24 protein-coding genes and 3 tRNA genes are annotated in these 26,126 nt (G+C 73.2%); 7 read left to right on the top strand and 20 right to left on the bottom strand.

What is annotated here, in order from left to right; translation table 11 throughout:
- The first annotated feature begins 5 nt into the window (after positions 1–5).
- Positions 6–692: an IclR family transcriptional regulator gene (locus Q2K16_RS27880; protein ID WP_088646078.1), complete on the top strand. Its 687-nt coding sequence runs from the start codon at positions 6–8 to the stop codon at positions 690–692.
- A gap of 238 nt (positions 693–930) precedes the next feature.
- Here the strand turns inward: Q2K16_RS27880 and Q2K16_RS27875 are convergent.
- The 4 genes from Q2K16_RS27875 to Q2K16_RS27860 form a co-directional block, all read right to left on the bottom strand.
- A tRNA-Glu gene (locus Q2K16_RS27875) sits at positions 931–1,006 on the bottom strand.
- Between the two features lie 393 nt (positions 1,007–1,399).
- Positions 1,400–1,472: transfer RNA gene (locus Q2K16_RS27870), tRNA-Glu, on the bottom strand.
- A gap of 139 nt (positions 1,473–1,611) precedes the next feature.
- Positions 1,612–1,683: transfer RNA gene (locus tag Q2K16_RS27865), tRNA-Gln, on the bottom strand.
- 107 nt (positions 1,684–1,790) lie between these two features.
- Positions 1,791–2,594 (bottom strand): fumarylacetoacetate hydrolase family protein, encoded by an 804-nt coding sequence (locus Q2K16_RS27860; RefSeq protein ID WP_088646079.1) that lies wholly within the window; start codon positions 2,592–2,594, stop codon positions 1,791–1,793.
- Between the two features lie 153 nt (positions 2,595–2,747).
- Here Q2K16_RS27860 and Q2K16_RS27855 point away from each other — a divergent pair, with 153 nt between their 5' ends.
- Together Q2K16_RS27855 and Q2K16_RS27850 are read left to right on the top strand one after the other, a co-directional pair.
- Positions 2,748–4,337: a hypothetical protein gene (locus Q2K16_RS27855; RefSeq protein ID WP_302741132.1), complete on the top strand. Its 1,590-nt coding sequence runs from the start codon at positions 2,748–2,750 to the stop codon at positions 4,335–4,337.
- 33 nt (positions 4,338–4,370) lie between these two features.
- The gene (locus Q2K16_RS27850; protein ID WP_302741130.1) at positions 4,371–5,255 is read left to right on the top strand and encodes a 3-methyladenine DNA glycosylase; all 885 of its coding nucleotides are present in this window, start codon (positions 4,371–4,373) and stop codon (positions 5,253–5,255) included.
- Positions 5,256–5,296: 41 nt separating this feature from the next.
- Here Q2K16_RS27850 and Q2K16_RS27845 read toward each other — a convergent pair whose 3' ends face one another.
- The 10 genes from Q2K16_RS27845 to cimA all read right to left on the bottom strand — a co-directional run bounded on the left by Q2K16_RS27845 (position 5,297) and on the right by cimA (position 14,491).
- The gene (locus Q2K16_RS27845) at positions 5,297–6,451 is read right to left on the bottom strand and encodes a cellulose binding domain-containing protein (protein ID WP_302741128.1); all 1,155 of its coding nucleotides are present in this window, start codon (positions 6,449–6,451) and stop codon (positions 5,297–5,299) included.
- A gap of 88 nt (positions 6,452–6,539) precedes the next feature.
- A complete protein-coding gene (locus Q2K16_RS27840) occupies positions 6,540–6,938 on the bottom strand; it encodes a DUF4180 domain-containing protein (protein WP_302741126.1) in 399 nt (132 codons plus the stop codon).
- Positions 6,939–7,004: 66 nt separating this feature from the next.
- Positions 7,005–7,430, bottom strand: coding sequence for an alternative ribosome rescue aminoacyl-tRNA hydrolase ArfB (arfB, locus tag Q2K16_RS27835; protein ID WP_088641642.1), 426 nt, complete (start codon positions 7,428–7,430; stop codon positions 7,005–7,007).
- 9 nt (positions 7,431–7,439) lie between these two features.
- A complete protein-coding gene (locus tag Q2K16_RS27830) occupies positions 7,440–7,748 on the bottom strand; it encodes a hypothetical protein (protein WP_302741122.1) in 309 nt (102 codons plus the stop codon).
- Positions 7,749–7,855: 107 nt separating this feature from the next.
- On the bottom strand, positions 7,856–8,719 hold the full coding sequence (locus Q2K16_RS27825; protein ID WP_302741120.1) for a S1C family serine protease: 864 nt from the start codon (positions 8,717–8,719) through the stop codon (positions 7,856–7,858).
- Between the two features lie 60 nt (positions 8,720–8,779).
- Positions 8,780–9,739, bottom strand: coding sequence for a VWA domain-containing protein (locus Q2K16_RS27820; protein ID WP_302741118.1), 960 nt, complete (start codon positions 9,737–9,739; stop codon positions 8,780–8,782).
- The gene (locus tag Q2K16_RS27815; protein WP_302741117.1) at positions 9,736–10,728 is read right to left on the bottom strand and encodes a DUF58 domain-containing protein; all 993 of its coding nucleotides are present in this window, start codon (positions 10,726–10,728) and stop codon (positions 9,736–9,738) included. Before Q2K16_RS27815 ends, Q2K16_RS27820 begins: the two co-directional genes overlap by 4 nt.
- On the bottom strand, positions 10,725–11,774 hold the full coding sequence (locus tag Q2K16_RS27810) for an AAA family ATPase (protein ID WP_302741116.1): 1,050 nt from the start codon (positions 11,772–11,774) through the stop codon (positions 10,725–10,727). The genes Q2K16_RS27815 and Q2K16_RS27810 overlap by 4 nt, the downstream gene beginning before the upstream one ends.
- Before the next feature lie 227 nt (positions 11,775–12,001).
- Positions 12,002–12,523 (bottom strand): hypothetical protein, encoded by a 522-nt coding sequence (locus tag Q2K16_RS27805; RefSeq protein ID WP_302741115.1) that lies wholly within the window; start codon positions 12,521–12,523, stop codon positions 12,002–12,004.
- 384 nt (positions 12,524–12,907) lie between these two features.
- Positions 12,908–14,491, bottom strand: coding sequence for a citramalate synthase (gene cimA / locus Q2K16_RS27800; RefSeq protein ID WP_302741113.1), 1,584 nt, complete (start codon positions 14,489–14,491; stop codon positions 12,908–12,910).
- A gap of 274 nt (positions 14,492–14,765) precedes the next feature.
- On the opposite strand from cimA, the gene Q2K16_RS27795 reads away from it, so the two are divergent.
- Positions 14,766–15,224 carry a PRC-barrel domain-containing protein gene (locus Q2K16_RS27795; RefSeq protein WP_489671818.1) on the top strand — a complete coding sequence of 153 codons (459 nt, stop codon included), beginning with the start codon at positions 14,766–14,768 and terminating at the stop codon, positions 15,222–15,224.
- A gap of 91 nt (positions 15,225–15,315) precedes the next feature.
- Positions 15,316–16,071 carry a tyrosine-protein phosphatase gene (locus Q2K16_RS27790; RefSeq protein ID WP_302741111.1) on the top strand — a complete coding sequence of 252 codons (756 nt, stop codon included), beginning with the start codon at positions 15,316–15,318 and terminating at the stop codon, positions 16,069–16,071.
- Positions 16,072–16,089: 18 nt separating this feature from the next.
- On the opposite strand, the gene Q2K16_RS27785 is transcribed toward Q2K16_RS27790, so the two are convergent.
- Positions 16,090–17,187, bottom strand: coding sequence for a branched-chain amino acid aminotransferase (locus Q2K16_RS27785; RefSeq protein WP_302741109.1), 1,098 nt, complete (start codon positions 17,185–17,187; stop codon positions 16,090–16,092).
- Positions 17,188–17,298: 111 nt separating this feature from the next.
- On the bottom strand, positions 17,299–18,330 hold the full coding sequence (locus tag Q2K16_RS27780; RefSeq protein WP_302741108.1) for a 3-isopropylmalate dehydrogenase: 1,032 nt from the start codon (positions 18,328–18,330) through the stop codon (positions 17,299–17,301).
- 221 nt (positions 18,331–18,551) lie between these two features.
- On the opposite strand from Q2K16_RS27780, the gene Q2K16_RS27775 reads away from it, so the two are divergent.
- Both Q2K16_RS27775 and Q2K16_RS27770 read left to right on the top strand, forming a co-directional pair.
- Entirely contained in the window at positions 18,552–19,427 is an 876-nt protein-coding gene (locus Q2K16_RS27775; RefSeq protein ID WP_302741107.1) for an FAD:protein FMN transferase, read from the top strand.
- A 359-nt stretch (positions 19,428–19,786) separates the two neighbouring features.
- The gene (locus Q2K16_RS27770; RefSeq protein WP_088641655.1) at positions 19,787–20,143 is read left to right on the top strand and encodes a hypothetical protein; all 357 of its coding nucleotides are present in this window, start codon (positions 19,787–19,789) and stop codon (positions 20,141–20,143) included.
- An 85-nt stretch (positions 20,144–20,228) separates the two neighbouring features.
- Here the strand turns inward: Q2K16_RS27770 and serA are convergent, their stop codons facing one another.
- The 4 genes from serA to Q2K16_RS27750 all read right to left on the bottom strand — a co-directional run bounded on the left by serA (position 20,229) and on the right by Q2K16_RS27750 (position 25,891).
- Entirely contained in the window at positions 20,229–21,827 is a 1,599-nt protein-coding gene (gene serA, locus Q2K16_RS27765) for a phosphoglycerate dehydrogenase (protein WP_302741103.1), read from the bottom strand.
- A 515-nt stretch (positions 21,828–22,342) separates the two neighbouring features.
- The gene (gene ilvC, locus Q2K16_RS27760) at positions 22,343–23,356 is read right to left on the bottom strand and encodes a ketol-acid reductoisomerase (protein ID WP_302741102.1); all 1,014 of its coding nucleotides are present in this window, start codon (positions 23,354–23,356) and stop codon (positions 22,343–22,345) included.
- Positions 23,357–23,425: 69 nt separating this feature from the next.
- Positions 23,426–23,941 (bottom strand): acetolactate synthase small subunit, encoded by a 516-nt coding sequence (gene ilvN, locus Q2K16_RS27755; protein WP_302741101.1) that lies wholly within the window; start codon positions 23,939–23,941, stop codon positions 23,426–23,428.
- A gap of 66 nt (positions 23,942–24,007) precedes the next feature.
- Positions 24,008–25,891, bottom strand: coding sequence for an acetolactate synthase large subunit (locus tag Q2K16_RS27750; RefSeq protein WP_302741100.1), 1,884 nt, complete (start codon positions 25,889–25,891; stop codon positions 24,008–24,010).
- Positions 25,892–26,126: the final 235 nt, after the last annotated feature.

The following is a 26,126-nucleotide window of genomic DNA, read 5'->3' as shown; positions in this document are numbered from 1 at the left end:
ACAGTATGAGCGGTGTCGGCGTCCTCGACAAGGCGGTGGTCATCCTGGCCGCCTGTGTCGACGGCGCCAGCCTGGCCGAACTCGTTGAACGCACCAAGCTGCCCCGAGCCACCGCACACCGGCTGGCCCAGGCCCTGGAGATCCACCGGATGCTGGTCCGGGACACCCAGGGGCGATGGCGTCCCGGGCCCCGGCTCGGCGAGCTGGCCAACGCCGCCCCGGACGTCCTGCTGACCGCCGCCGAGCCGCTGCTCGCCGCGCTGCGCGACGCCACCGGGGAGAGCGCCCAGCTCTACCTGCGCCGGGCCGACGAGCGGGTCTGCGTGGCAGCCGCCGAGCGGGCCAGCGGCCTGCGGGACACCGTGCCGGTCGGCTCCGTGCTGCCCATGACGGCCGGCTCCGCGGCGCAGATCCTGCTCGCCTGGGAGCCGCCCGAGGCGGTCATGCCGCTGCTGCCCCGGTCCAAGTTCACCGGCCGCACCCTCGCCGAGGTACGCCGCCGGGGCTGGGCGCAGAGCGTCGCCGAACGGGAGGCCGGTGTGGCGAGCGTCTCCGCGCCGATCCGGGACCGCACCGGCCGGGTGATCGCCTCGATCAGCATCTCCGGACCGATCGAGCGCCTCGGCCGCCGCCCCGGCGAACGGCACGCCATGGCCGTCGTCCGCGCCGGCCAACGCCTCTCCGGCCTCTGACCCTCCCCACCCGCCCCACCGCTCGGCCCCACCTCCTCACCACCTCGCCCCTCCCCGCCCCGCCTCGGTGATCAAGAAGTTTGCGTCATGTCCAGAGATCAAAGTGACGCAAAGCTCTTGATCACCGAGGCGAGAGCGGCGGGGGCCCGGGCGCGGACGGAGGAAAGAGGGGCGGGAGGGAGCGAGGGAGGGGAGATGGCGATCGGCCCGCCTCGCGGGGCGAGACGGGCCGATCGTGTGGTAGCCCCGACCGGATTCGAACCGGCGCTACCGCCTTGAGAGGGCGGCGTCCTGGGCCACTAGACGACGGGGCCAGGCACATTTTCCTGCTTCACCACCCCGGGGGGCGGTGCGGCATTAGTCTAACGGCACCCGCCTCCGGGTCCCAAGACGGGGGTCGGCACCCCGGTGCGAGCCTGTCCGTGTCGTGAAGTCGGGGTGTCCGGGCGGCCGGGACGGCGCATCATCGCCACCCGCGCCGGACCAGCCACCCGCACCCGGGCCAGCCACCCACGCGGGTCAGCCACCCACGCGGGGCAACCAGCCGCAGCGGCCGACCACCCACGCGAATCCAGCCACACGCACCGGACCTGGCCACCCGCACGGTGCCCGCCGCGCCGGGTCAGGCCGCCACGCCCGGACTCCCACGTCCCCCCGGGACGCGAAGAAGCCCGCCCCAACGAAGGTGGGACGGGCTGTCAGCGTTGTAGCCCCGACCGGATTCGAACCGGCGCTACCGCCTTGAGAGGGCGGCGTCCTGGGCCACTAGACGACGGGGCCAGAACATAGCTCGTGCTTCCCTGCCCTGCCGGGCGGGGAAGCTGCACTCTATCAGAGATCAACTTCGCCCCGGTTACGGGACGGAGCCGACCTCCGTCAGAATCCAGCGTCCACGGATTCGGGTGAACCTGCGGTTGCGCTGGGGTACCAGGACTCGAACCTAGACTAACTGAACCAGAATCAGTTGGGCTGCCAATTACCCCATACCCCATTGGCCCCTTGTGGCGCCGGGAAGGAACTTTACCCTCCCCGCGCCAACAGGCCAAATCCAATCCCCCAAACCGCCCGTGAGCTGCGAAAACAGGGGTGTCGTACGGGTCAGGCGACAGGCACCACCGAGTTGGTGAGCTCGCCGATCCCCTCGATCCGTACGGTGACCGTATCTCCGTCCGTGAGCGGACTAACCCCGGCCGGGGTGCCGGTCAGCACCACGTCCCCGGGCAGCAGCGTCATCACGTGCGAGATGTACGACACCAGCGCCGGCACGTCGAAGACCATGTCCTTGGTCCGGCCGAGCTGACGTACCTCCATCTCGTCCGGGTTGCGCCCCACCTCGCAGCGCACCTCCAGGTCGGAGACGTCGAGACCGGTGGTGATCCAGGGGCCGATGGGGCAGAACGAGTCGAAGCCCTTGGCCCGGGTCCACTGCGAGTCGGAACGCTGGAGGTCCCGCGCGGTGACGTCGTTGGCGCAGGTGTAGCCGAAGACGGCCTTGGCGGCGGTGGCCCGGTCGGCCCGGCGGGCACCCGGCGCGCCGATCACCACGGCCAGTTCGGCCTCGTGCTCCACCTGCCGGGAGAAGATCGGCAGGCGGATCGCGTCCCGGGGGCCGATCACCGAGGTGGACGGTTTGAGGAAGAGCAACGGCTCCTTCGGCACCTCGTTGCCGTGCTCGGCGGCGTGCTCGGCGTAGTTACGCCCCACACAGACCACCTTGCTGGGCAGGATCGGCGACAGCAGCCGCACGTCGGAGAGCGCCCACCGGGCGCCGGAGAACTGGATCTGCCCGAACGGGTGGCCCTCGATCTCGGCGACGGTCAGGCCCTGCGGCCCGGCCTCCGGCTCGCCCTCGACGACCCCGAACGACATTCCCTTGGCATGAGCGAAACGAGCGATACGCACCCGGCCAATCTATCCCCACGCCCGCCGTCACCCGTCGACCGCCGGGACGTCGGCGCAGCGTAGGCCATCGGTCGGCGCTGCGGTCGGGCTTCGGCACTTCGTACCCGCCCGGAGGGTGCGCGCTCCTAACGTCGGCTCCGGAGGTTCGTTGGTATGCCTGCATCGAGACGACACCACAGGGCCCTCGCGGTTTTCGTGAACTGCCTGGGCATTCTCGCCGCCGTGCCGGCGCTGCCCGGCACCGGCCCCGCGCCCCGCGCCACACCGGCCGGCCCGGCGGTGACCGCTGCGACGGCAGGGCCCGCCACGACGGCAGGGCCGGGTCGGGCACCGGCGGCGGTCACCGCCGGCCCGGTGGAGCCGGGCCGGACACCGACGGGGCCGGTCACCCGGGCCCGGCCGGCGGCCACCGCCCGCCCCGCCGTACCGGCCCACCTCGCCGCCTGGGCGACGCCGGTGGCCCCGGCCCGGGAGGCGCCGCCTCCCCGGCCGGCCCGGGCCGCACCCGCCGCGCCCGGCGTGGCGGCCAGCGGCGCGGTCGTACCTGTCACCCCGACCGCGCCCGCCCCCGGGATGACCACCGCCGGCAATCCGGGCGTGCCCCGGCCGGCACCGCAGGTCACGGTGGCCGTGGCACCCGCCGCGACCCGGGTGCCGGGTTACCGGATCATGGTGCGCAACACGGGCGGCTCGACGGTGCAGACGATGGTCCGGCAGGAGCTGCCGGCCGGCACCTCGACCACCGCGGTAAGCGCGGGTGGCCTGGTCACCCGGCCGGGCGGGGCGGGCGCGGGCGGGGAGGTCACCTGGCGGCTCGCCCTGCCGGCCGGGGCGACCCGGACCCTGGACACCGCCCTGGCCGCCGCCGCGCCGGGCCGGGCGCTGACCGCGCCGGCCTGCGCCTACGCCGGTGACGGCGACCAGCCGTACGACTGCGCGACGGCCACCTGGCACAGCGCGGCGACCCCGGAGGCGGTGGTGCCCGCGACGCCGACCTGGCGGCAGCCGCCGATCCTGCTCGGCGCGGCCCTGGTGGTGCTGGCGCTGCTGGCCGGCGCGCTCTGGTGGTGGCGGCGGGCCCGGCGACGGGCGGGCGGGATCGAGCCGACCGGCACCGCGCCGGTGGCGGCCGGCACCCCGCCGTACGCGGGCGGCCCGGCGGCCCCGGGTGGCGGGACGGTGTACCCGCGCCCCGCCGTACCCGGACAGGTCGGGCGACGCCGCAGCCCGTCGGTGTGGCTGGTGGTGGGGGTGGCCGCGACGGTGCTGGCCGGCGTGGTCTTCGCCGCCGCCTGGACGGCCACCCGCCAGGTCGCCGCCATCGACACCACCAAGCAGCCGACCGCCGGGGCGTGGACGGGCACCACCATGACCGGCCCCGTCGGCACCCCGCTGCGGGAGAAGGCGTTCGAGTTCACCGTCTACCGGGTGGTCTGCGCCACCGCGAGGGTCGCCAGCCAGCAGTGCCAGGCCACGGTCGGGGTGCGCAACGTCACCCCGGAGCAGCAGAGCTGGCACGGTCAGCTCCAGCGCGCGTACCTGCCGGGTGGGACCTGGGTGAGCACCGACGAGGACGCCACCCGGCTGGCGAACCTGGGACGTGACGTCTTCGCCCAGCCCGTCTCGGCGGGCAGCCGGGTGGTGCTGCCGCTGGTCTTCACCGTGCACGGCGCGCAGAAGCCGAAGCAGTTGGAGCTGCGCAGCGGGGTGTTCTCCGCCGGGGTCCGGGTGGACGTGCCCTGACCGGGGGCGGGCGGCGGTCGTACCCTGACAGGTGTGACCGCCGCCCTCGCCCCCGCCGCCCTCGACGCGGCCGACTGGCAGGCCCGGCGGGCGGCCCACGCGGCGCGGGTGGCCGGCTGGCTGGACCCGCACCTGGCCCGCCGTCGCACCGGCGGCCGGCATCCGGTGGAGGACTTCCTCTTCACCTACTACTCCTACCGGCCGGCGCAGTTGCGCCGTTGGCATCCGGGCGCGGGGGTGCTGCTGCGGGACGCCGACCCGGCCGAGTTCGGCCGGGACTACCGCGCCGACCACGCCGGGGTCACCCTCGACACCGAGCGGGTACGCGCACGGCGCGCCGACTCGATCGGCTGGATCAGGGAGCTGCTGGCCGCGACCGCCGGCCGGCCGGCGCACCTGGGCTGCTTCGGGATGCACGAGTGGGCGATGGTCTACCGGCAGACCCAGGAGGAGGTCCGGCACAACGCCTGGCCGCTGCGGCTCAGCCCGGACGACACCGCCGCCGTGGTACGCGAGCGGGGCGTGCGGTGCAGCCACTTCGACGCGTTCCGGTTCTTCACCGCGCCGGCCCGGCCGCTGAACGTGCTCCAGCCGAGCCGGGACACCCAGCACGCGCTGGAGCAGCCGGGGTGTCTGCACGCCAACATGGATCTCTACAAGTGGGCGTACAAGCTCTCCCCGCTGGTCGCCGCGGAGCTGGTGGCGGACTGTTTCGCGCTGGCCCGGCAGATCCGGGCGCTGGACATGCGGGCCAGCCCCTACGATCTGGCCGCCCTCGGCTACCCGCCGGTGCGGGTGGAGAGCGCCGAGGGGCGGGCCGAGTACGCGGCGGCCCAGCGCGGCTTCGCCGAGCGGGCCGCCGTGCTGCGCGCCCGCCTGCTGACCGCCCTGGACCACGCCACGGCGGCCTCCGGCTGACCCGGATGAGGGTCCGGGCCGGGGCCCGGACCCTCGTCGGATCAACTGGCGGTGCAGGTCGCCGAGGGGGCGGTGGCGGTGCCGGTGTTGGTGCCGAGGAACCCGAAGGTGGCCTCGGCGGCCGGGGTGAGCGCGCCGTTCCAGTTCACGTTGCGGGCGGTGACCGCGCCGCCGGTCTGGATCAGGTCGGCGTTCCAGGTCTGGGTGATCTGCTGCCCGGCGGGCAGGGTGAAGGTGACCCGCCAGCCGGTGGTCCGCGCGGTGCCGGTGCTGCGTACGGTCACCTCGCCCTGGTGTCCGCCCTGCCACTGGTTGGTGATCCGGTAGCTGGCGGTGCAGGCCACCCCGGCCGGCGGTGAGGTGGTCGGCGGGTCGACCGTGGGTGACCCGGTGGGCGGGACCGTGGGACCGACCGTCGGGCTCGGCGAGTTGGTGGGGCTGGGCGTGCCGGTCGGGCTGGGCGTCGGGGTGACCCCGCCGAGGGCGGCCACCAGCGCCGGGTACCACCTGTCGGACATCTTCTGGTCGCCCGCCGCGTTGGGGTGCACCCCGTCGTAGGTGTCGGTGGCGGTGCTGAATCCGGTCCACTGGTCGACCACGACGATCGGCGACACGGCGGTGGTCTTCCCCGCCGCCCAGCCGTCGATCACGGCGTTCAGGGCCACCGCCCGCTGTCCGCACTCGGCGCAGCTCGACGGCGCCATCGGGATGATCTTGGCGACGATGATCCGCATCGCCGGGTTGCTGGCCCGCATCTGGTCCACCAGCTTCGAGTACGCGGCGAGGATGGTGGCCGGGGCGATGTTGCTCCACACGTCGTTGGTGCCGAAGTGCATGAGCACGACGTCGGGGCGGGTCGCGGCGAGCCAGCCGGGCAGCAGGTTCTGGTTGGCGACGTTCGTCACCAGGTAGCCGCCGTGACCCTCGTTGTCCCCGTCGTACGGCTGCCCGCAGCCCTGCGGGCCGAGGGTGCCGACGAAGTCGACGTCGGTGTGGCCGGTGGACTGGAGGCGGTTCCACAGCAGGGAACGCCAGCAGCCGGGCGAGCCGGTGATCGAGTCGCCGAGCGGCATGACGCGTACCGGGGTGGCGGCGGCGGGGTGGGCAGCCGGGGTGGCGACCAGCCCGACGAGCAGGGTGAGGGGAACGGCCGCGAACGCGGCGAGCAGGGCGGAGAGGAACGGCCTTCGGAGCATGGTGAGGGGACTCCTGTCACGTGACGACGTGCGGTCGGTGACGGCCCGGTTGCTCCCACGGACATCCCACCAGACCGGCCGCCCCGGCTCAACGCCCTCCCGCATCCTGGCGAAGCGCTTCGACACGCAGCCGCTCCTCCAGCTCGGCCGTGGTGTCGACGAACCAGAGCTGGCCGCCCCGGTTGGCCTCGGCGACGAAGTCGCGCAGGGCGGTGCTCCGCTCGACGTGCCCGGAGATGTCACCGACCACGGCCAGCCGCAGCCGGTAGTTGACGAACTTCTGCACCACCGCGCCCGCCACCCCGGTACGCAGCGTGAAGAACTCGACGGCGAGCCGGCGTACCGGAAGCACCACCAGGTCGACCCCGTGGCCCAGCGCCGCGCCGATCACGTCGGTGGCGTCGTCGCCGCCGCAGATCCTCGGCCCGTCGGGGGCGCAGGCGAGCGCGACGGTGCCGGCGAGGGTGACCAGGGTGTCGGTGGACATGCCCGCCAGCCTAGGCAGCGCGGGCCCGCCTGGGCCCGGGTTTTCTGCCGCCGGCGCGGCCGGCGGTCAGTCGCCGTCGGCGCGGCGGTCCCGTTTGCGCTGGGACTGGCGCTTCTTGTCGGCCAGCCGACGTTCCTTGGCGCCCCGGGAGGGTCGGGTGGGACGCCGGGGCGGCGGGGGCGGGGCGACGGCCTCACGCAGCAGGGCAACCAGCCGTTCCCGGGCCGCCTCCCGGTTGGCCAGTTGGGCGCGGTGCTCGCTGGCGGCGATGGTGAGCACCCCGTCGACGAGCCGGCCGGCGAGCCGTTCCCGCACCCGCTCGCGCAGCGCCGGAGGCAGGCTGGTGGTGCCGGCCACGTCGAAGCTCAACTCGACCCGGGAGTCGGTGGTGTTGACGCCCTGCCCGCCCGGTCCGGACGAGCGGGAGAAGCGTTCCCGCAGCTCGGCGGCGGGCACGGTCCACCTGTCGGTCACCCGCAATCCGTCGTCCATCAGGCGAGGTTAGCGCCCCCGGCCGCCGGTGGGCGTCACGGTCGCCGAGGGCGCGGGTCCGGGTGCCGGTTCGGCCCGGTCGTGGTCGGGCCCGACGGTGGCGTAGGCGACCGCGCCGAACAGCAGCAGCGCGATCACCCCGACCCGGGTGAAGACCGCCCGGACCAGCACGAGGGCGGCCCGGCGGGCACCCGGGACGGCCCGCCTGGCGGCCCGGTAGTCGGTCCAGCCACGGCGGGCGCGGGCGTACCGCGCGCCGACTCCCCAGCCGACGACGAGGCCCACCACCAGCAGCAACGCGATGAGAGGTAGCTCCACCCACGCCAGTATCCACATTTAGCGTCATATTTCTATAGACTGATGGCTCTGACCTCGACATCTGTAAGTTTTACCTGGTCACAGCCGCCATTGTCAGGCGACACGGCTCAGCCGCCCTTGCCGATGATGGTGTCGGCCGTCTGCTGCACCTGGTCGATGGGGATGGCGAAGCCGATGCCGATCGACCCACTGCCGTCGATGGTGGCGATCGCCGTGTTCACCCCGACCACCTCGCCCCGGGCGTTGACCAGCGGACCGCCGGAGTTGCCCGGGTTGATCGACGCGTCGGTCTGCACCGCGCTGCGCCGGCTGGTGCCCAGCCGTACCTGCCGGTTGAGGGCGCTGACGATCCCGGCGGTCACCGTCCCGGCCAGGCCGAGCGGCGAGCCGACCGCGAGCACCGGTTCGCCGACCCGGGTGGACCGGGGCTTGGCCAGCGGCAACGGGGCCAACCCGGCGGCCGACGGCACCTTCAGCACGGCCAGGTCGCTGCCCGGCTCCCGGCCCACCACCTCGGCGGCGTACCGGCGGCCGTCCGGCATCTCCACGGTCACCGCGCCACCACCCCCCTTGGCCAGGATGTGGTCGTTGGTGACGATGTGCTGCTCGTTGTCGATGGCGAAGCCGGAGCCGGTCGCCGACTGCCCGGCGGTGCCGCCGCCGACCAGCACGGACACCACCCCCGGAACGGTCTTCTGGGCCGCGGTGACCAGTTCCGCCGGGACCGGGGCGGCGGAGGCCGCCGTCGGGCCCGCGCCGTCCTGGCCGGCCACCCAGCCGCCGGCCGCCGCACCGGAGACGGTGGACAGGGCGACCACCGCCACGGCGGTCCACAACCGCCCGCGCCAGCGCCGCCGGGACGGGTCCTCTCCCGGCGACGGTACGTCCCACCGGGGTCGGCCGTCCGGCCCCAGGTCGGGTGAGAGGAACCAGGGGCCCCGGGGCTCCCCCAGGCCGGTCGGTACTGCCATACGTCCGCTCCTCACTGTGCGCTGCGACGGATCAGGGCAGGCGGGCCAGCACGGTCCCGCTCAGGGCAGGCGGGAGAACCAGCGCATCGACCCGGCCGCCGCACCCATGGCGAAGACCAGCCCGAGCCCGATGAACCGGGCGGAGATGTCCTGACGTTCCTTGCGGTAGCCGACGGAGGAGCCGATGTCCTCGTACACGTCGCGCAGTTCGGCGCTGCTGCCCGCCTCGTGGAACCCGCCCCCGGTCTGGTCGGCGACCGCCCGTAGGGTCTGCCCGTCGACCGGCACCTGGATCGGCCGGCCACCCCGGTCGACGAAGCCGCCCGGGGTGCCGAACGAGATGGTGTGCACCGGGACCTTCGCCGCGACGGCCGCCGCAGCCGCCTCCATCGGGTCGGCGCCGGAGGTGTTCGCCCCGTCGGAGAGCAGGACGACCCGGGCCGGCGGTGGTTGCTTGGCCGCCTTCCCGTCGAGGCTCTTCACCGCGCCGAGACAGGCGCTGATCGCCTCGCCGATGGCGGTGCCCTGCACCCCGGTGATTCCCTCGGCGAGCCGGTCGATCCCGTCGTGCAGGGCGCCCCGGTCGGTGCTCGGCGGCACCAGCACCGCGGCGCTGCCGGCGAACGCGACCAGCCCCACGTTGAACTCGTCGGGCAGCCCGTCGACGAAGTCCCGGGCGGCCTCCTTGGCGGCGGCCAACCGGTCCGGTTCCACGTCGGTGGCGAGCATCGACGTGGAGACGTCCACGGCGACCATCACGGTGGCCCGCTCGCGGGGCACCCGTACCTCGGCGGTGGGTCGGGCGAAGCCGACCACCAGCAGCGCCAGCATGGCCAGGAACAGACCGGCGGGCACGTGCCGCCGCCAGGCGGGCCGCTGCGGGGCGACCCGGTCGAGCAGGCGCAGGTTGGTGAAGCGGACCGCGTACCGGCTGCGCCGGCGCTGCGCCAGCAGGTAGCCGGCGGCCAGCGCGGCCACCCCGAGCAGCAGCAGGAGCCGGGCGGGTGACTGCCAGTTCACGCGACACCTCCCCGGGGCGCGGCGGACGCCGCCAGCCGACGCTGGGCGTGCACGTGCCGCACGATGTCGGCGGTCCAGTCCCGGTCGGTCCGCAACGCCAGGTGGTCGGCTCCGCTGCGGCGCAGCGCGCGGGCCACCTGGGCGCGTTGCGCGGCGGCGGCACCGGCGTACCGGCGGCGCAGCTCCGGGTCGCCGGTCCACACCTCGCGCCGCCGGCCGGTCTCCGGGTCGGCCAGGGTGATCAGGCCGACGTCGGGCAGTTCCAGCTCACGCGGGTCGGTCACCTCGACCGCGAGCACCTGGTGCCGGGCGGCGAGGCGACGCAGCGCCGGCTCCCACCCGGTGGTGGCGTCGTGGTCGTCGGGCAGCCCGTCGAGGAAGTCGGAGACCACCACCACCAGCCCCCGCCGGACGGCGACCCGCTGCACCGCGGCGAGCGCTGCGGTCAGGTCGGGGCCGGCCGGCGGGGTGGCCCGTGCCGTGTCGTCCACCCGGGGGGCGTGCAGCAGCGCGCGGAGCAGGCTCAGCAGGTGGGTACGCCCGCAGCGGGCCGGGAACCGGCGCAGTCCGTCGCTGCCGAGCACCTGTGCGCCGAGCCGGTTGCCGGTGCCGGCGGTGAGGAAGCCGACCGCGGCGACGGCGGCCACTGACAGTTCCCGCTTGTCCAGCGCGGCGGTGCCGTACTCCATGCTGGGGCTGGCGTCGACCAGCAGCCAGGTGGTCAGCTCCCGGTCGGCGTCGACCTCGCGGACGTGCGGGACGGTGGTACGGGCGGTGACCGCCCAGTCCATCCGGCGTACCTCGTCCTCGCCGGGGCGGTACTCGCGGCTGCCGGCGATCTCGCTGCCGGGGCCGGGCAGCAGGCCGCGCAGCTGACCGTGGAGCAGCCCGTCCAGCCGGCGGGTGACGGTCAGTTCGAGGCGGCGCAGCCGCTGTTCGGGGGCGAGGTCGGCAAGCGTCGGGCCGGCCGGGGCGGCCGGGGCGCTCACGCCGCCGCCAGGTCGGGCGTGTACTCGGGGTGGCCGGTGGCGAGCACCGGGGGCGGCACCGCCTGGACCAGCCGGTGCACCACCGCCTCGGCGCTGACCCCGTCGGCGACCGCGTCGAACGAGAGCACCAGTCGGTGGGCGAGCACGTCGACAGCGAGTTCGCGGACGTCGTCGGGGAGCACGTACTCGCGGCCCCGCAGCAGCGCCTGGGCGCGGGCGGCGGCGACCAGGCCGAGGGTGGCCCGGGGGCTCGCCCCGTACGCCAGCATCGGGGCGATCTCCGGCAGCCCGAAGCGGCCCGGGTCGCGGGTGGCGAGGATCAGCCGGACCACGTACTCGGCGAGCGCGTGGTGCACGAAGACCTGGGCGGCCCGGCGCTGGTAGTCACGCAACCGGACCGGGTCGAGCACCTGGCGGGGGCGGGGCCGGTCGCTGCTCATCCGGTAGAGGATGGCCAGCTCGTCGGCGTCGCCCGGGTAGTCGACGACGATCTTCATGAGGAAGCGGTCCCGCTGCGCCTCGGGGAGCTGGTAGACCCCCTCGGACTCGATCGGGTTCTGGGTGGCCAGCACCAGGAACGGCTCCGGCACCGGCCAGCTCCGCCCGCCGATGGTGACCTGCCGTTCGGCCATCGCCTCCAGCAGCGCGGACTGCACCTTGGCCGGGGCCCGGTTGATTTCGTCGGCGAGCACCAGGTTGGCCATGATCGGGCCCAGTTCGACGTCGAAGTTCTCGGTCGAGGCCCGGTAGATCCGGGTGCCGACGATGTCGGAGGGGACCAGGTCGGGGGTGAACTGGATGCGGGTGAAGGTGCCGCCGACGACGGTGGCGAGGGTCTGTGCGGCCAGCGTCTTGGCCACGCCGGGCACCCCCTCCAGGAGGCAGTGGCCGTCGGCGATCAGCGCGGTGAGCAGCCGTTCGACGAGCCGATCCTGCCCGACGATCACGCGTTTGACCTCGAAGAGGGTCTGTTCCAACTCGGCGCCCGCCGCGTCGGCATCGACCGGGCGGGGCAGGCTGGCCAGGGTGTCCGAGATGTCCGTCACGGTGCTTGCTTCCCGGGGTCACCGGCCGGCAAACGTCGGAATTTCCGTCCGCGACGGGCCGATTCGCCCCGGACCGGGACGACCGGCCCGTCGGGGCGGCAACGCCGTGCGGCGGCGCAATGCGTGCGTCACCGGGTGATCCGCGCCCGACCCGCGACGGGTGACGGGGTCCACAGCAGACGGTGCCGACCCCCGGTGGGGGCCGGCACCGCCGACGGGTCCATGCCTCAGTTGGCGATGAACAGGTGGAACGGCTTGTTCGACACCGATCCGCTGGAGCTGAACGTCTGGATGAAGACGCCGTTCGGTGTCTGGTTGCGTGGGGCGACCGCGATCTCGCCGGCCGGCGGCACGTTGAACTGGTCGTTGGTGCCGATGGTGGCCTGGAACGCCTTCCCGACCACGCTGTAGTCGACCAGCACCTCGTACTGGCCGGTGCCGTACCGGGTCGACGAGAAGACGTTCGCCGAGTGCTGGAGCAGGGTGCCGTTGCTGGCGACGACCGCCCAGGCGACCGAACCCGAGGCTGGCGGGGCGAGCGAGGCCTTGAGCGCCGCGCGGGCCTGCTTGGCTTGGGCCGCCGTCACCGGTGGCTGACCGGTGGCACCGGCCAGCCGCGCCCCGGGCTGAGCCACCTCGGCCGGAGCCTTGGTCGCCGGTTGGGCGACGGCGATCCCGCCGCCGGCCAGGGTGAGCGCCAGGACGCCGAGCGTCACCGCCGCCGCCTTACGCCTGAAGAATGTGGCCATGACAGGTCTCCCTTTTGTGACCGTGGCAATACGGCCGACCCGCCGTACGGCGAGCCGGATCGAGCTGGTGCGATCGAGCCGGAATTGACGTGGGCGGAAAGACGTCCACCCGCGCCGGAAATGGCGAAAAAGCAACCCTTCCAACCGGCCTGAGCTGGGAAAACTACGCTCTGTTGCGGCACCTCAACGAGGAGGAACGTAGCATCGTCAAAAGCGGAGCGTCAATAGCCGACCAACCCGTTTTATCATCCTGAAAACGATGTTGGAAATTGCGAAACATGAACTCTCGACCATTCACGGAACGGCTCCGGCGGCCGGCGGAAACAGCATCCGCCACCAGACTGGCCGCCGTGCCGACGGCCCCGGTGCCGGCCACCACCCAGCTCACACCGCCGCGCGGTCCAGGCCGTAGGTGAGAGCGTCGACGAGGGCGTGCCAGGACGCCTCGACCACGTTGGGGTGCACGCCCACGGTGGTCCAGTCCCGGCCGGCACCGTCGGCGGTCTCCACCAGCACCCGGGTCACCGCCCCGGTGCCGTGGGTGCCCTCCAGGATGCGCACCTTGTAGTCGGCCAGCTCGAAGTCGCGCAGCTCCGGGTAGTGCCGAGACAGGCCGACCCGCAGCGCCTCGTCCAGGGCGTTGACCGGGCCGTTGCCCTCGGCGGTGGCGATCACCCGCTCGCCGCGTACCCGGATCTTCACGGTCGCCTCGGAGATCACCTCCCCGTCCTCCCGGTGCTCCACCAGCACCCGGTACGACTCCAGCGCGAACGGCCGCACCGGGGCGGCGTCCGGCAGTTCGGAGCGGACCAGCAGCTCGAACGAGGCGTCGGCGGCCTCGAACGACCAGCCGCCCGCCTCCAGCTCCTTGACCCGGGCGGTCACCTTCGACACGGCGTCCGGATGGCCGGCCAGGTCCAGACCCAGCTCGCGGCTCTTCAACTCGATGCTGGCCCGGCCGGCCATCTCGGTCACCAGGATCCGCATGTCGTTGCCCACCACCGACGGGTCCACGTGGTTGTAGAGCAACGGGTCGACCTTGATCGCGCTCGCGTGCAGCCCCGCCTTGTGGGCGAAGGCGGCGGCCCCGGCGTACGCCTGGTGGGTGTCGGGGGCGATGTTGGCGATCTCGGCGATGGCGTGCGAGACCCGCACCATCTGGTCCAGGCAGCCGTCCGGCAGGACGGGCAGCCCGAGCTTGAGCTGGAGGTTCGCCACGACAGCGAAGAGGTCGGCGTTACCGGGGCGCTCGCCGTACCCGTTGGCGGTGCCCTGCACGTGCCGCACCCCGGCCTCGACGGCCGCGATGGTGTTCGCCACCGCGCAGGCAGTGTCGTTCTGGGCGTGCATACCGAGCAGTTCCGGGGCGATCCCGGTCCGGGCGGTCAGGTCGGCGATGGCGGCGGTCACCCGGGACGGCAGCATCCCGCCGTTGGTGTCGCAGAGCACGAACCGTTCGGCCCCGGCGGCGAGCGCGGTCTCGACCACCGAGGCGGTGTAGGCCGGGTCGTGCCGGAACCCGTCGAAGAAGTGCTCACCGTCGACGAAGACCCGTCGCCCCTGCGCGACCAGGTGGGCGACCGTGTCCCGGACCATCGCCAGGTTCTCCGCGCCGGTGGTGCGCAGCGCACGTTCGACGTGCCGGATGTCGGCCTTGGCGACCAGGGCGACGGCCGGGGTCTGCGCGTCGAGCAGCGCGCGCACCTGCGGGTCGTCGGCGACGGCGACCCCGGCCTTGCGGGTGGCCCCGAACGCGACCAGCAGGGCGTGCCGCAGCTCCAGCTCGGTGCGGGCGCGGCGGAAGAACTCGGTGTCCTTCGGTACGGCGCCCGGCCACCCGCCCTCGATGAAGCCGACGCCGAACTCGTCGAGCAGGCGGGCCACCGCCAGCTTGTCGATCACCGAGTAGCTGAGCCCCTCGCGCTGGGCACCGTCACGCAGCGTGGTGTCGTAGACCTGGAACGTCATCGAGAGTCCCTTCCTCGGAACGTGGGGGGAGCAACAAAAAGACCCCCCGCGGATGCGGGAGGTCTGCGCGCTCGGCAGAGGGGAGGCCGGCGCGCTAGCTGCCAATAATGCGGGCAGAGCTGGTCACGGTCGCCACTCTGCCACTCCATCCGGGTTCTGGGAGACAGAATCCACATCCCGGGACGTGGTGTGTGCCACGTCTGCCCGGGGGTAGCCCGGATCACGGACACGGGGCGCTCATCTCCGACCACGACAGCCGAGGCAGGGGTTTCCGATGGACAGGCTCGACCCGCACAGCACACACGGCGTCACCGACCCGATGGTCGACGACGGTCAGGGCGCGATCCCGGGCGGCGCTCCCGGCGGGGCGTTCGACCCGTGGACCTACCGGGACGAGGCCGGGGTGGCCGACGCCGACCTGGTCGGCTACCGGGTCGCGGCGACCGACGGTGGCGTCGGCAGGATCGACGAGGCCAGCCACGAGGTCGGCGGCAGCTACCTCGTCGTCGACACCGGGCCGTGGATCTTCGGCAAGAAGGTGATGCTCCCGGCCGGCACCGTCAACCAGGTCGACCACGACGACCGGAAGGTCCACGTCGACCGCACCAGGGACCAGATCAAGGCCGCCCCCGAGTACGACGGGAACAGCCACAGCGACGCGGCCTTCCGCGACAAGCTGGGCGGCTACTACGACGACACCTACGGCAACCTGCCGCCAGGCACCGCCCGGTAGCGGCCGACCGGCACCGGCAGGCACGGCGGTCGATCGACCGTAGCGGCCGGCGGGGCGGCGACCCCGCCCCGCCGGCCGCTACCGTGTCCGGGTGGATCCCACCGAGAGCAGCCGCCGCATCCCGTTCTCCGCGATGTTCAACTTCCGCGACGTCGGCGGCTATCCCGGCCACGACCGTCACACCGTCCGCTGGGGCCGGCTCTACCGCTCGGACTCCCCGCACCGCATCGACGGCACCGACCGGGACGCGTTCAGCGCCCTCGGCATCCGTACGGTGATCGACCTGCGCCGCCCGACCGAGGTCGACCGGGACGGCCGGGTGCCCGACCTCGACGGCCTGGCCTACCGGCACATCCACCCCGAGCACGCCGACTGGGCGCTGAGCCGCCACGAGCCGGACTCCAGCCTGGCCCGCTACCTCGCCGACCGGTACGCCGACCTCGCCGAGACCGGCACCGCCGGGCTGGCCGAGGCGGTCGGACTGATCGCCGACAGCGCCAACGCGCCCGTCCTGGTGCACTGCGTCGCCGGCAAGGACCGCACCGGCATCGTCTGCGCGCTGACCCTCTCGGCGCTCGGCGTCGACGACGAGCAGGTCGCCGAGGACTACGCGCTGAGCACCGAGGCGTCCCAGCGGTTCAGCGCCTGGCTGGCCGAGGCCATGCCGGACGCCGACGCGCCGCCCGCCCCCTTCCTCGGCTCCCCCGCCGAGGCGATGTCGCTCTTCCTCGCCGAGCTGCGCCAGCGGCACGGCTCGGTCGAGGACTACCTGCGGCATGCCGGCGTCACCGACGCCCAGCTCGCCGCCCTGCGCGACCACCTGTTGGAGCCGCCTGCGCCGCGGTGACCCCGCCCCCTGGGGTGGTCAGCGGATGTGCGTGACCCAGCCGTGCGGGTCGGGGGCGTCGCCCCGCTGGACCGCCACCAACTGCTCCCGCAACGCCGAGGTGGCCCGGCCCGGCTCACCACCGCCGATCACGAACTCGCCGCCGGGGTGTCGCACCCGGGCGATCGGGGTGATCACCGCGGCGGTGCCGCAGGCGAAGACCTCACGCAGCCGGCCGCTCTCGGCGTCGGCCTGCCACTCGGCGAAGCTGACCGGACGTTCGACGACCCGGTGCCCGGCGGCGGTGGCCAGGGCGAGCAGCGCGTCCCGGGTGATGCCCGGCAGGATGGTGCCGGTCAGCGGCGGGGTGACCAGGGTGTCGTCGTCGTAGACGAAGAAGACGTTCATGCCACCCAGTTCCTCGACGTAGCGGCGCTCGACCGCGTCGAGGAAGACCACCTGGTCGCAGCCGGCCTCGATCGCCTCGGCCTGGGCGGACAGCGACGCCGCGTAGTTGCCGCCGCACTTGGCCGCGCCGGTGCCGCCGGGGGCGGCCCGGGTGTAGTCCGGGGAGACCCAGACGGTGACCGGCTTCACCCCGCCGGAGAAGTAGGAACCGGCAGGCGAGGCGATGACGCAGTAGAGGTACTCCCGGGACGGGCGGACGCCGAGGAAGACCTCGCTGGCGAACATGAACGGCCGCAGGTAGAGGCTGGCGTCGGCGGCCTCGGGGATCCAGTCCCGGTCGATCTCGACCAGCTTGCGCAGCGACTCGACGAACAGCTCCGCCGGCAGCTCCGGCATGGCCAGCCGCCGGGCGGAGGCGATGAACCGGGCGGCGTTGGCCTCCGGCCGGAAGATGGTCACCGAACCGTCGGCCCTGCGGTACGCCTTCAACCCCTCGAAGATCTCCTGCGCGTAGTGCAGGACGGCGCTGGCCGGGTCCATCGGGATCGGCGCGCGGGCCTCGACCCGGGGGTCGTACCAGCCCTTGCCGTCGGCGTAGCGGATGGTCACCATGTGGTCGGTGAAGACCCGGCCGAAGCCGGGGTCGACCAGCAGGGCGGCCCGCTCGGCGGCGGATACCGGCGCGGGATTCCGACGGATCTCGAAATCGAGCATGTCACCACCGCTCATCGCGCTGACCTCCCTGCGGATCGACGGCACGCGGGAACCACGCACCGGGCTGACGTTCCAGAAACCTACCCCGAACGGTCGTTCAGTGGATAGCTCCACTTCCCGTGGCGGTCAGGCCACCGCCTGCGCGGCGAGCCGGTCCCCCACCTCGTCGGTGCGCAACGCCACACCCGGGGTCCGGCCGGCCAGCTCGGCGGCGACCGCGTCGGTCACCCGGGCGGCGGCGTCGGCGTGGCCGAGCTGGTCGAGCAGGAGCGCGGCGGAGAGCACCGCGGCCACCGGGTCGGCGACCCCCTTGCCGGCGATGTCCGGCGCGGAGCCGTGCACCGGCTCGAACATCGACGGGTACGCCCCGGTGGGGTTGATGCAGCCGCTGGCGGCCAGCCCGATCCCCCCGGTGACCGCGGCGGCGATGTCGGTGAGGATGTCGCCGAACAGGTTGTCGGTGACCACCACGTCGTACCGCTGGGGCTGGGTGACCAGGAACATGGCGGCGGCGTCGACGTGCTGGTACTCGGTGGTGACGTCGGGGTGCTCGGCGGCGACGGCCGCGAAGGCGCGGGCCCACAGCGAGCCGGCGTGGGTCAGCACGTTGGTCTTGTGCACCAGGGTGACCTTGCGACGCTCACGGCGACCGGCCCGGGCGAAGGCGTCCCGGATGACCCGTTCCACCCCGTGCCGGGTGTTCAGGCTCTCCTCGGTGGCCACCTCGGCCGGGGTGTCGCGGTGCAGGCTGCCGCCGGCCCCCGCGTAGAGCCCCTCGGTCCCCTCCCGGACGACGACCAGGTCGACCTCGCCCGGCTTGACGTTGGCCAGCGGGCCGGGCACCCCCGGCCAGAGCCGGGACGGGCGCAGGTTGACGTACTGGTCGAAGGCGAAGCGCAGCTTCAGCAGCAGGCCACGCTCCAGCACGCCGGGCGGCACGGTGGGGTCGCCGACCGCGCCGAGCAGGATGGCGTCGTGGCCGGCCAGCTCGGTCAGCACCGAGTCGGGCAGCACCTCGCCGGTGCGGTGGTACCGCGCCGCGCCGAGGTCGTAGTGCGTGGCCTCGACGCCGGGAAGCACGGCGTCGAGGACCTTGAGGGCCTGCGCGACCACCTCGGGTCCGATCCCGTCCCCGGCCACCACCGCGATCCGTGCCACCTGCTGCTCCTCACCTCGTCCGCTGTGCGCAACGGTACGTCCCCGTCCCGCCTCCCGGTACGCGCCTTCCACCATCTGGGAGGCGGAAATGCTCAGCAGGCTCCCAGGCAGCATTCATGGTGCGGTCATCTCCACTGCCTAGGGTCGGTGCAGGACGGGTCGCGGGGGCCCGGGACGGACCGGCCGCGACGCCGCGGCACCGTCGGTGAAGGAGCAGCGTGATGCGGACCGAGCAGCAGCGGGGGCCAGGCCGACTGGACGAGCAACCGCGTACCCGCTGGGTGGACCAGACAGCGTTCTCCCGCCGCCGCCCCGACCTGCGCCTGGGCACCCGCAGCCACCGCCTCGACTCCGCCGGTGACGCGCCCGGCGGCCGGATCGCCGTGCAGCACTCCGTCCGGACCGGCACCGCCGAGTACTCGCTCCTACTCAACGCCCCCGAGGCCCTGGGCCGGCGGGCGGTGGGCGACGCGCTGCGCGACGCCGTCGCCGAACTGCGGGCGATCGACCTCACCTACGGACCGAACCGGCCGCAGAGCCTGGTCTCCCGGCTGCGACGCGGCGAGATCAGCCCCGAGTCGTACCCGCCGCTGACCGACCTGGTCGACCGTTGCGCGGCCATGCGGGCCGCCACCGACGGCTGGTTCGACGCCTGGGCCGTCCCCGGCGGCTTCGACCCCGGCGGCCTGCTCAACGGCTGGGCGGTGGAACGGGCCGCGGCCCGGTTGCGCGCCGCCGGCATCACCGACTACGCGGTGCTCTCCGGGGCCGACCTGACGGTACGCGGACACGCCGCGCACGGCGGACCGTGGCGGGTGGCGGTGCACCACCCGACCGACGGCCGGCGGGCCCCGCTGGTGTTGGAGATGACGGCCGGCGCGGTGGGCACCTCCGGGGTCAGCGGCCGGCAGGGGCACGTGGTCGACCCGCACACCGGCGAACCGGCCGGGCATCTGGTCGCCGCGACCGTCGTCGGCCCGGACCTGGCGGTGGCCGACGCCTACGCGACCGCGTTGTACGCGGCCGGGCCGGTGGGACTGTCGTGGTTCCGCGCCGACTCGGCCTATCAGGCTCTCTTCGCCCACCGACGCCGCTGAGCGGTGTCGCGGCGCGTCGGCCGACCTGTGGAGGGGGTCCACGGGGTGGCGCGGTCGACGGGTCGGCGATCGGCCCCCACGGTCTCGGCAACGACCGTGGGGGCCGGTCAGCGACGAGTGCGCGTGGCTCGCGCATTCGAGGGGTGCGGACCGGCCGGCCGGACGCTCGGCCCCGTCACCCGAAGACGGGTCGACTTTCCGACTTTCCCGATGGCCGCTCCGGTACGCTAGCGAATCGACGCAACTCGACGCAAGAGGCTCCACAGCGGACCGTGTTTCTCCGTACACTCACGACCACCCGCGGCGATCACGGCGGGTCAGTGTCGCTCCGACCCCCGGGTGATGGCACGCTGTCCGCCGTGAGTTTCGATCTGAGCGTGTGGGCCCTCCACGACGGAGCCACGCCCGAGGACGTCCGGGCGGCGGTGCGGCAGTGCCACGAGGGGCGGCACGGCGAGCGGTATCCCGACCCCCGGGTGGTGGGCTTCTACCGCGCCATCACCGCCTCGTACCCCGACCGGCCCGCCCACCAGGGCACCCCCTGGGAGGTGTCACCGCTGCACGCGGCGGCCGACCACGTGGCGCTGAACCTCGTACCGACCTGCGACGACCAGGTGCTGCTCGACATCGAGCGGCTGGCCGGCGAGTACGACCTGATGCTCTTCGACCCCCAGGACGGTTCGGTCTACCCGCCGCCGTCGCGCCTCGCCCGCTGACGCCACCACCCGTGACGGTCGGGTGTGGACGGCGGAGGGCCCGGCCGTGCGGCCGGGCCCTCCGCCGTCAACCGTGCGGGTGCGACTACTCGTCGCGCAGGTCGGCCGCGCTCGCGGCGGTCGCCCCGATCGAGTCGGCGGCCGAGGTGAGCAGGTCCGCCCCGAGCGCCTGGTCGACGGTGAGGGTCATCAGGGTCTCGCCGCCGGCCTCCCGGCGGGCCACCTGCATGGCGGCGATGTTGATGCCGGCCTCGCCGAGCAGCGTGCCGACGGTGCCGACCACACCCGGCCGGTCGGCGTAGCGCAGGAAGAGCAGGATGCCCTCCGCGCCGATCTCCACGTCGAACCCGTCCACCTCGGTCAGCTTGATGACGTCGCGGGCACCGGTGTGGGCGACGGTGCCGGAGACGCTGACCGTACGGCCGTCGGGCAGCGCGCCCCGCACGGTGACCAGGTTCGGGTGGTCGACCGTCTCGGCCTGGGTCGCGAGGGTCACCTCGACACCCCGCTCGGCGGCCAGGTGCGGCGCGTTGACGTAGGTGACCTGCTCCTCGACCACCGAGCTGAACAGCCCCTTGGTGGCGGCGAGCTTGAGCACCGACACGTCGTGGTTGATGATCTCGCCGCGCACCTCGACGGTGACGCTGGCGGCCACCCCGCCGGCCACGGCGGTGAACGCCCGGCCCAGCTTCTCGGCCAGCGGCAGCAGCGGCCGGACGTCCTCGGCGACGACGCCACCGGCCTGCACGTTCACCGCGTCCGGCACGAACTCGCCCTGCAACGCCAGCTTGACGCTCTTGGCCACGGCCAGACCGGCCTTGTCCTGCGCCTCGTGGGTGGACGCGCCCAGGTGCGGAGTCGCCACCACGTTGTCGAAGGCGAACAGCGGCGAGGAGGTGCACGGCTCCTTGGCGTACACGTCGACGCCGGCACCGGCGACCCGGCCCTCGGCGATCGCGTCGGCCAGCGCCTGCTCGTCGACCAGGCCACCCCGGGCGGCGTTGACGATCCGGACGCCCGGCTTGACGATCGCCAGTTCCTTCTCGCCGATCAGGCCGACCGTCTCCGGGGTCTTCGGCAGGTGGATCGAGATGAAGTCGGCCTCCCGCAGCAGTTCCTCCAGCCCCACCAGGCGGACACCGAGCTGGGCGGCACGGGCCGGCTGGATGTAGGGGTCGTACGCGATCAGCCGGGTGCCGAAGGCGGCGATACGCTGGGCGAACAGCACCCCGATGCGGCCGAGGCCAACCACGCCGACGGTCTTGCCCTGCAACTCGACACCGGTGTACTTGGACCGCTTCCACTCGCCGGCCTTGAGCGCGGCGCTGGCGCTGGCGGTGTTACGCGCGACGGCGAGCAGCAGCGCGACGGCCTGCTCGGCGGCGGAGACGATGTTGGAGGTGGGGGCGTTGACGACCATGACGCCCCGCGCGGTGGCGGCCGGAACCTCGACGTTGTCCAGCCCGACGCCGGCCCGGGCGACCACCTTCAGGCGCGGCGCGGCGGAGATCGCCTCGGCGTCGATCTGCGTGGCACTGCGCACGATGACCGCGTCGGCCTCCGCCAGCGCGGAGAGCAGGGCCGGGCGGTCGGTGCCGTCGACGTGGCGTACGTCGAAGTCGTGCGCGAGTACCTCGATGGCGGCGGGAGCGAGTTCTTCGGCGATCAGTACGACAGGATTCATCGGTCCTCGTAGACGTCGTATTAGGTTCGGCCGGGGCGACCGGGCGCCGCGATGCGCCCTGCGCCGATCCGTGCCATGGCCGTCAGGTGCCGGTCACGCACCTCACCAAGGATGGTAGGGGGCGCTCCGGCCAGCAGGTCCCGGTCTGCGGGGTGAGGGCCCTCACACAGGGTTGTCGCACGCCTGTCATCCCCCGTTCATCCGGCCCGGGAGCGCGCCGGGTGGGTCGTTCGCGGCCGATGAGGCATCGATCACCCCGTCCCGCCTGGTGAACCGGCCACCGCGCACCGCGACGGCGACCGACGGATGGGTGAGTCGGGGCGGGTCCGGTGGCGGCCCGACGGGACGGGCGGCAGTGACCCGGCCCCGGCGCAGTCCGGGCCGCCCGGGAGATGGTCACGCAGAAAGCGGTATGACTGGCAGGCATATTTATGCCTGCCAGTCATACCGCTTCACGTCAGCAGATCACCCGGCCCACGACACGCCCGAGCCGGGGCACGGGTACGGCCGACGGGTCAGGCGGTCTCGGTGAGCGGGCGGTCCACCCAGCTCATCATGGCGCGCAGCTTCTGCCCGGTCTCCTCGATCGGGTGCGCCGCGCCCTCGGCCCGCCACTTGGCGAAGTTCGGCCGGCCGGCCTCGTCCTCGGCCACCCACTCGCGGGCGAACTCGCCGGACTGGATCTCACCGAGGATCTTGCGCATCTCCTCCTTGACCCGCGAGTCGACCACGCGCGGGCCCCGGGACAGGTCGCCGTACTCGGCGGTGTCGGAGATGCTGTACCGCATCCGGGCGATGCCGCCCTCGTACATCAGGTCGACGATGAGCTTCAGCTCGTGCAGGCACTCGAAGTAGGCCACCTCGGGGGCGTAGCCGGCCTCGGTGAGCACCTCGAACCCGGTCTGCACCAGGGCCGCCGCGCCACCGCAGAGCACCGCCTGCTCGCCGAAGAGGTCGGTCTCGGTCTCCTCGGTGAAGGTGGTCCGGATCGCGCCGGCCCGGGTGCCGCCGATGCCCTTGGCGTACGCCAGGGCGAGCGGGAAGGCGTTGCCGCTGGCGTCCTGCTCGACGGCGACCAGGCAGGGCACGCCCTTGCCGTCGACGTACTGGCGGCGGACCAGGTGGCCGGGGCCCTTCGGGGCGACCATCGCCACGTCCACGTCGGCCGGCGGGGTGATCAGGCCGTACCGGATGTTGAAGCCGTGCCCGAAGAAGAGCGCCTTGCCGGGGGCGAGGTTGGGGGCGATCGACTCGGCGTAGATGGTCCGCTGGGCGGTGTCCGGCGCCAGGATCATGATCACGTCGGCCTCGGCCGCCGCCTCGGCCGGGGTGAGCACCCGCAGGCCCTGCTCCTCGGCCTTCGGCCGGCTCTTGGAGCCCGCCGGCAGGCCGATCACCACGTCGACACCGGAGTCGCGCAGCGACAGCGCGTGGGCGTGGCCCTGGCTGCCGTACCCGATCACGGCGACCTTGCGGCCCTGGATCAGGCCCAGGTCGGCGTCGTCGTCGTAGTACACCTCAACGCTCATTGACTTCCCTTTCGTACGGCGGTCTCGTCGACCGTCGTGGACTGTGTGCGGTGGCAGGTGGGCGCGTGGTCAGGCGGCGCGCAACGAGGGGCCGGCGGTGATCGACCGCGAACCGCGCCCGATCGCCACCGTGCCGGACTGGACCATCTCCTTGATCCCGAACGGCTCCAGGTCACGCAGCAGCGCGTCGAGCTTGTCGGGGGTGCCGGTGGCCTCGATGGTGAGGGTGTCCGGCGCGACGTCGACCACCCGGGCCCGGAACAGGGCGACCGTCTCCAGCACCTGTGCCCGGGCGGTGCGGTCGGCGCGGACCTTGACCAGCAGCAGCTCCCGCGCCACCGAGACCTGCGGATCCAGTTCAACGATCTTCAGTACGTTGACCAGCTTGTTGAGCTGCTTGGTGACCTGCTCCAACGGCGACGAGTCGGCGTTGACCACGATGGTGATCCGGGAGACGTCGGGGTTCTCGGTCTCGCCGACGGCCAGGCTGTCGATGTTGAAGCCGCGCCGGGAGAACAGGCCGGAGACCCGGGCCAGGACACCCGGCTTGTTCTCCACCAGCACGGACAGGGTGTGCAGGGTCATGCCACCGTCTCGCTTCGCTCGGTCGGGCCGTGCCAGCGCACGGTCCCGGGGAATCGGGCACTCATCTCAGATGTCGTCCTCGTCGAACGCCGGGCGGACGCCCCGGGCGAACATGATCTCGTCGTTGCTGGTGCCGGCGGCCACCATCGGCCAGACCATCGCGTCCTTGCCGACCGTGAAGTCGATCACGACAGGTGCGTCGGTGATCGCCATCGCCGCCTCGATCGTCTTGTCGACGTCCTCGGCGTTCTCGCAGCGTAGGCCGACACAGCCGAGCGCCTCGGCCAGCTTGACGAAGTCCGGGATGCGGTGCTTGTGGGTGCCCAGCTCGGTGTTGGAGTAGCGCCCCTCGTAGAACAGGGTCTGCCACTGCCGGACCATGCCCAGGTTGCCGTTGTTGATCACCGCGATCTTGACCGGGATGCCCTCCAGCGCGCAGGTGGCCAGCTCCTGGTTGGTCATCTGGAAGCAGCCGTCGCCGTCCACCGCCCACACCACCGTGTCGGGCCGGCCGGCCTTCGCACCCATCGCCGCCGGGACGGCGTACCCCATGGTGCCGAGGCCGCCGGAGTTGAGCCAGGTGCCCGGCTTCTCGTACGAGATGAACTGGCTGGCCCACATCTGGTGCTGGCCGACGCCGGCCACGTAGATCGCGTCCGGACCGACGATCTCGCCCAGCCGCTTGATGACGTACTGCGGAGAGAGGGTGCCGTCGGCCGGCTCGTCGTAGCCCAGCGGATACCGCTCGCGCAGGTCGTCGAGCTGGTGCCACCAGTCGTGCAGGTCGGTCCGGCGGCCGGCCTTCTGCTCGGCGGTCACCGCCGCGACCAGCTCGTCGACGACGTGCTTGGCGTCACCGACGATCGGCACGTCGGCGTGCCGGTTCTTGCCGATCTCGGCCGGGTCGATGTCGGCGTGCACCACCGTGGCGTCCGGGGCGAACGAGTCGAGCTTGCCGGTCACCCGGTCGTCGAACCGGGCCCCCAGCGCCACGATCAGGTCGGCCTTCTGCAGCCCGTAGACGGCGGCGACGGTGCCGTGCATGCCGGGCATGCCCAGGTGCTGACGGTGCGAGTCCGGGAACGCGCCCAGCGCCATCAGCGTGGTCACCACCGGGATGCCGGTCAGCTCGGCGAGCTGACGCAGCGACTCGGTCGCGCCGGCCTTGAGCACCCCGCCACCGACGTAGAGCACCGGCCGGCGGGCGGCGCTCATCAGCCGCGCCGCCTCCCGGATCTGCTTGCCGTGCGGGTGCAGGGTCGGCCGGTAGCCGGGCAGGTCCAGGGTGGGCGGCCAGGAGAAGGTGGTCGCCGCCTGGAGGACGTCCTTGGGGATGTCCACCAGCACCGGCCCGGGACGCCCGGTCGCCGCCAGGTGGAACGCCTCGGCGAGGACCTGCGGGATCTCCTCGGCGTTCTGCACCAGGAAGTTGTGCTTGGTGATCGGCAGGGTGATGCCCTGGATGTCCGCCTCCTGGAAGGCGTCCGTGCCGATCATCGGCCGGGCCACCTGACCGGTGATCGCGACGATCGGCACCGAGTCCATGTACGCGTCGGCGATCGGGGTGACCAGGTTCGTCGCGCCCGGCCCGGAGGTGGCGATGCAGACGCCGACCCGGCCGGTGGCCTGCGCGTACCCGGTGGCGGCGTGTCCCGCGCCCTGCTCGTGCCGGACCAGGATGTGCCGCACCGAGGAGTCGTAGAGCGGGTCGTAGGCGGGCAGGATCGCCCCGCCGGGGATGCCGAAGACGACGTCGACGCCGAGCGCCTCCAACGACCGCACCAGCGAACCGGCACCGGAGACCGGGACCGGCCCGGACGGCCGTACGGCCGGGGTGGCCGGCGCGGCGGCGCGCGGCGGGGTGGTGTGGTCGGCGTCGCCGGCCGGCTCGGTGACCGTACGGGCCCGCCTGGCGGAGTGGGCGAGGGTCTCTGGCGTGGGTCTCGTCATGGCGGTTCAGGCCTTCGGCTGGAGTTGGGTGGAGCTGCTACGACAGGTGCGACGGGGGCGGTGGCCCGCCCCGGTGGTTCCGACGGCAATAAAAACGGCCCTCGTGCAGATGCACGGGGCCAGCGCACTCTCGACAGCGGGAGAGTGCGCTCAGGTGAGTACTCGCAGCGACCGGTTCGACGACATGGGCCAAGCCTGACGCATCTCACGCGACGAGTCAACTGATCCCACATGT

The sequence above is a fragment of the Micromonospora cynarisoli genome, from assembly GCF_030518815.1.
In the GTDB taxonomy this organism is placed as follows: Bacteria; Actinomycetota; Actinomycetes; order Mycobacteriales; family Micromonosporaceae; genus Micromonospora; species Micromonospora wenchangensis.
Note: the sequence above shows the minus strand (reverse complement) of the source record. Positions and strands in the feature narration are given on the sequence as shown.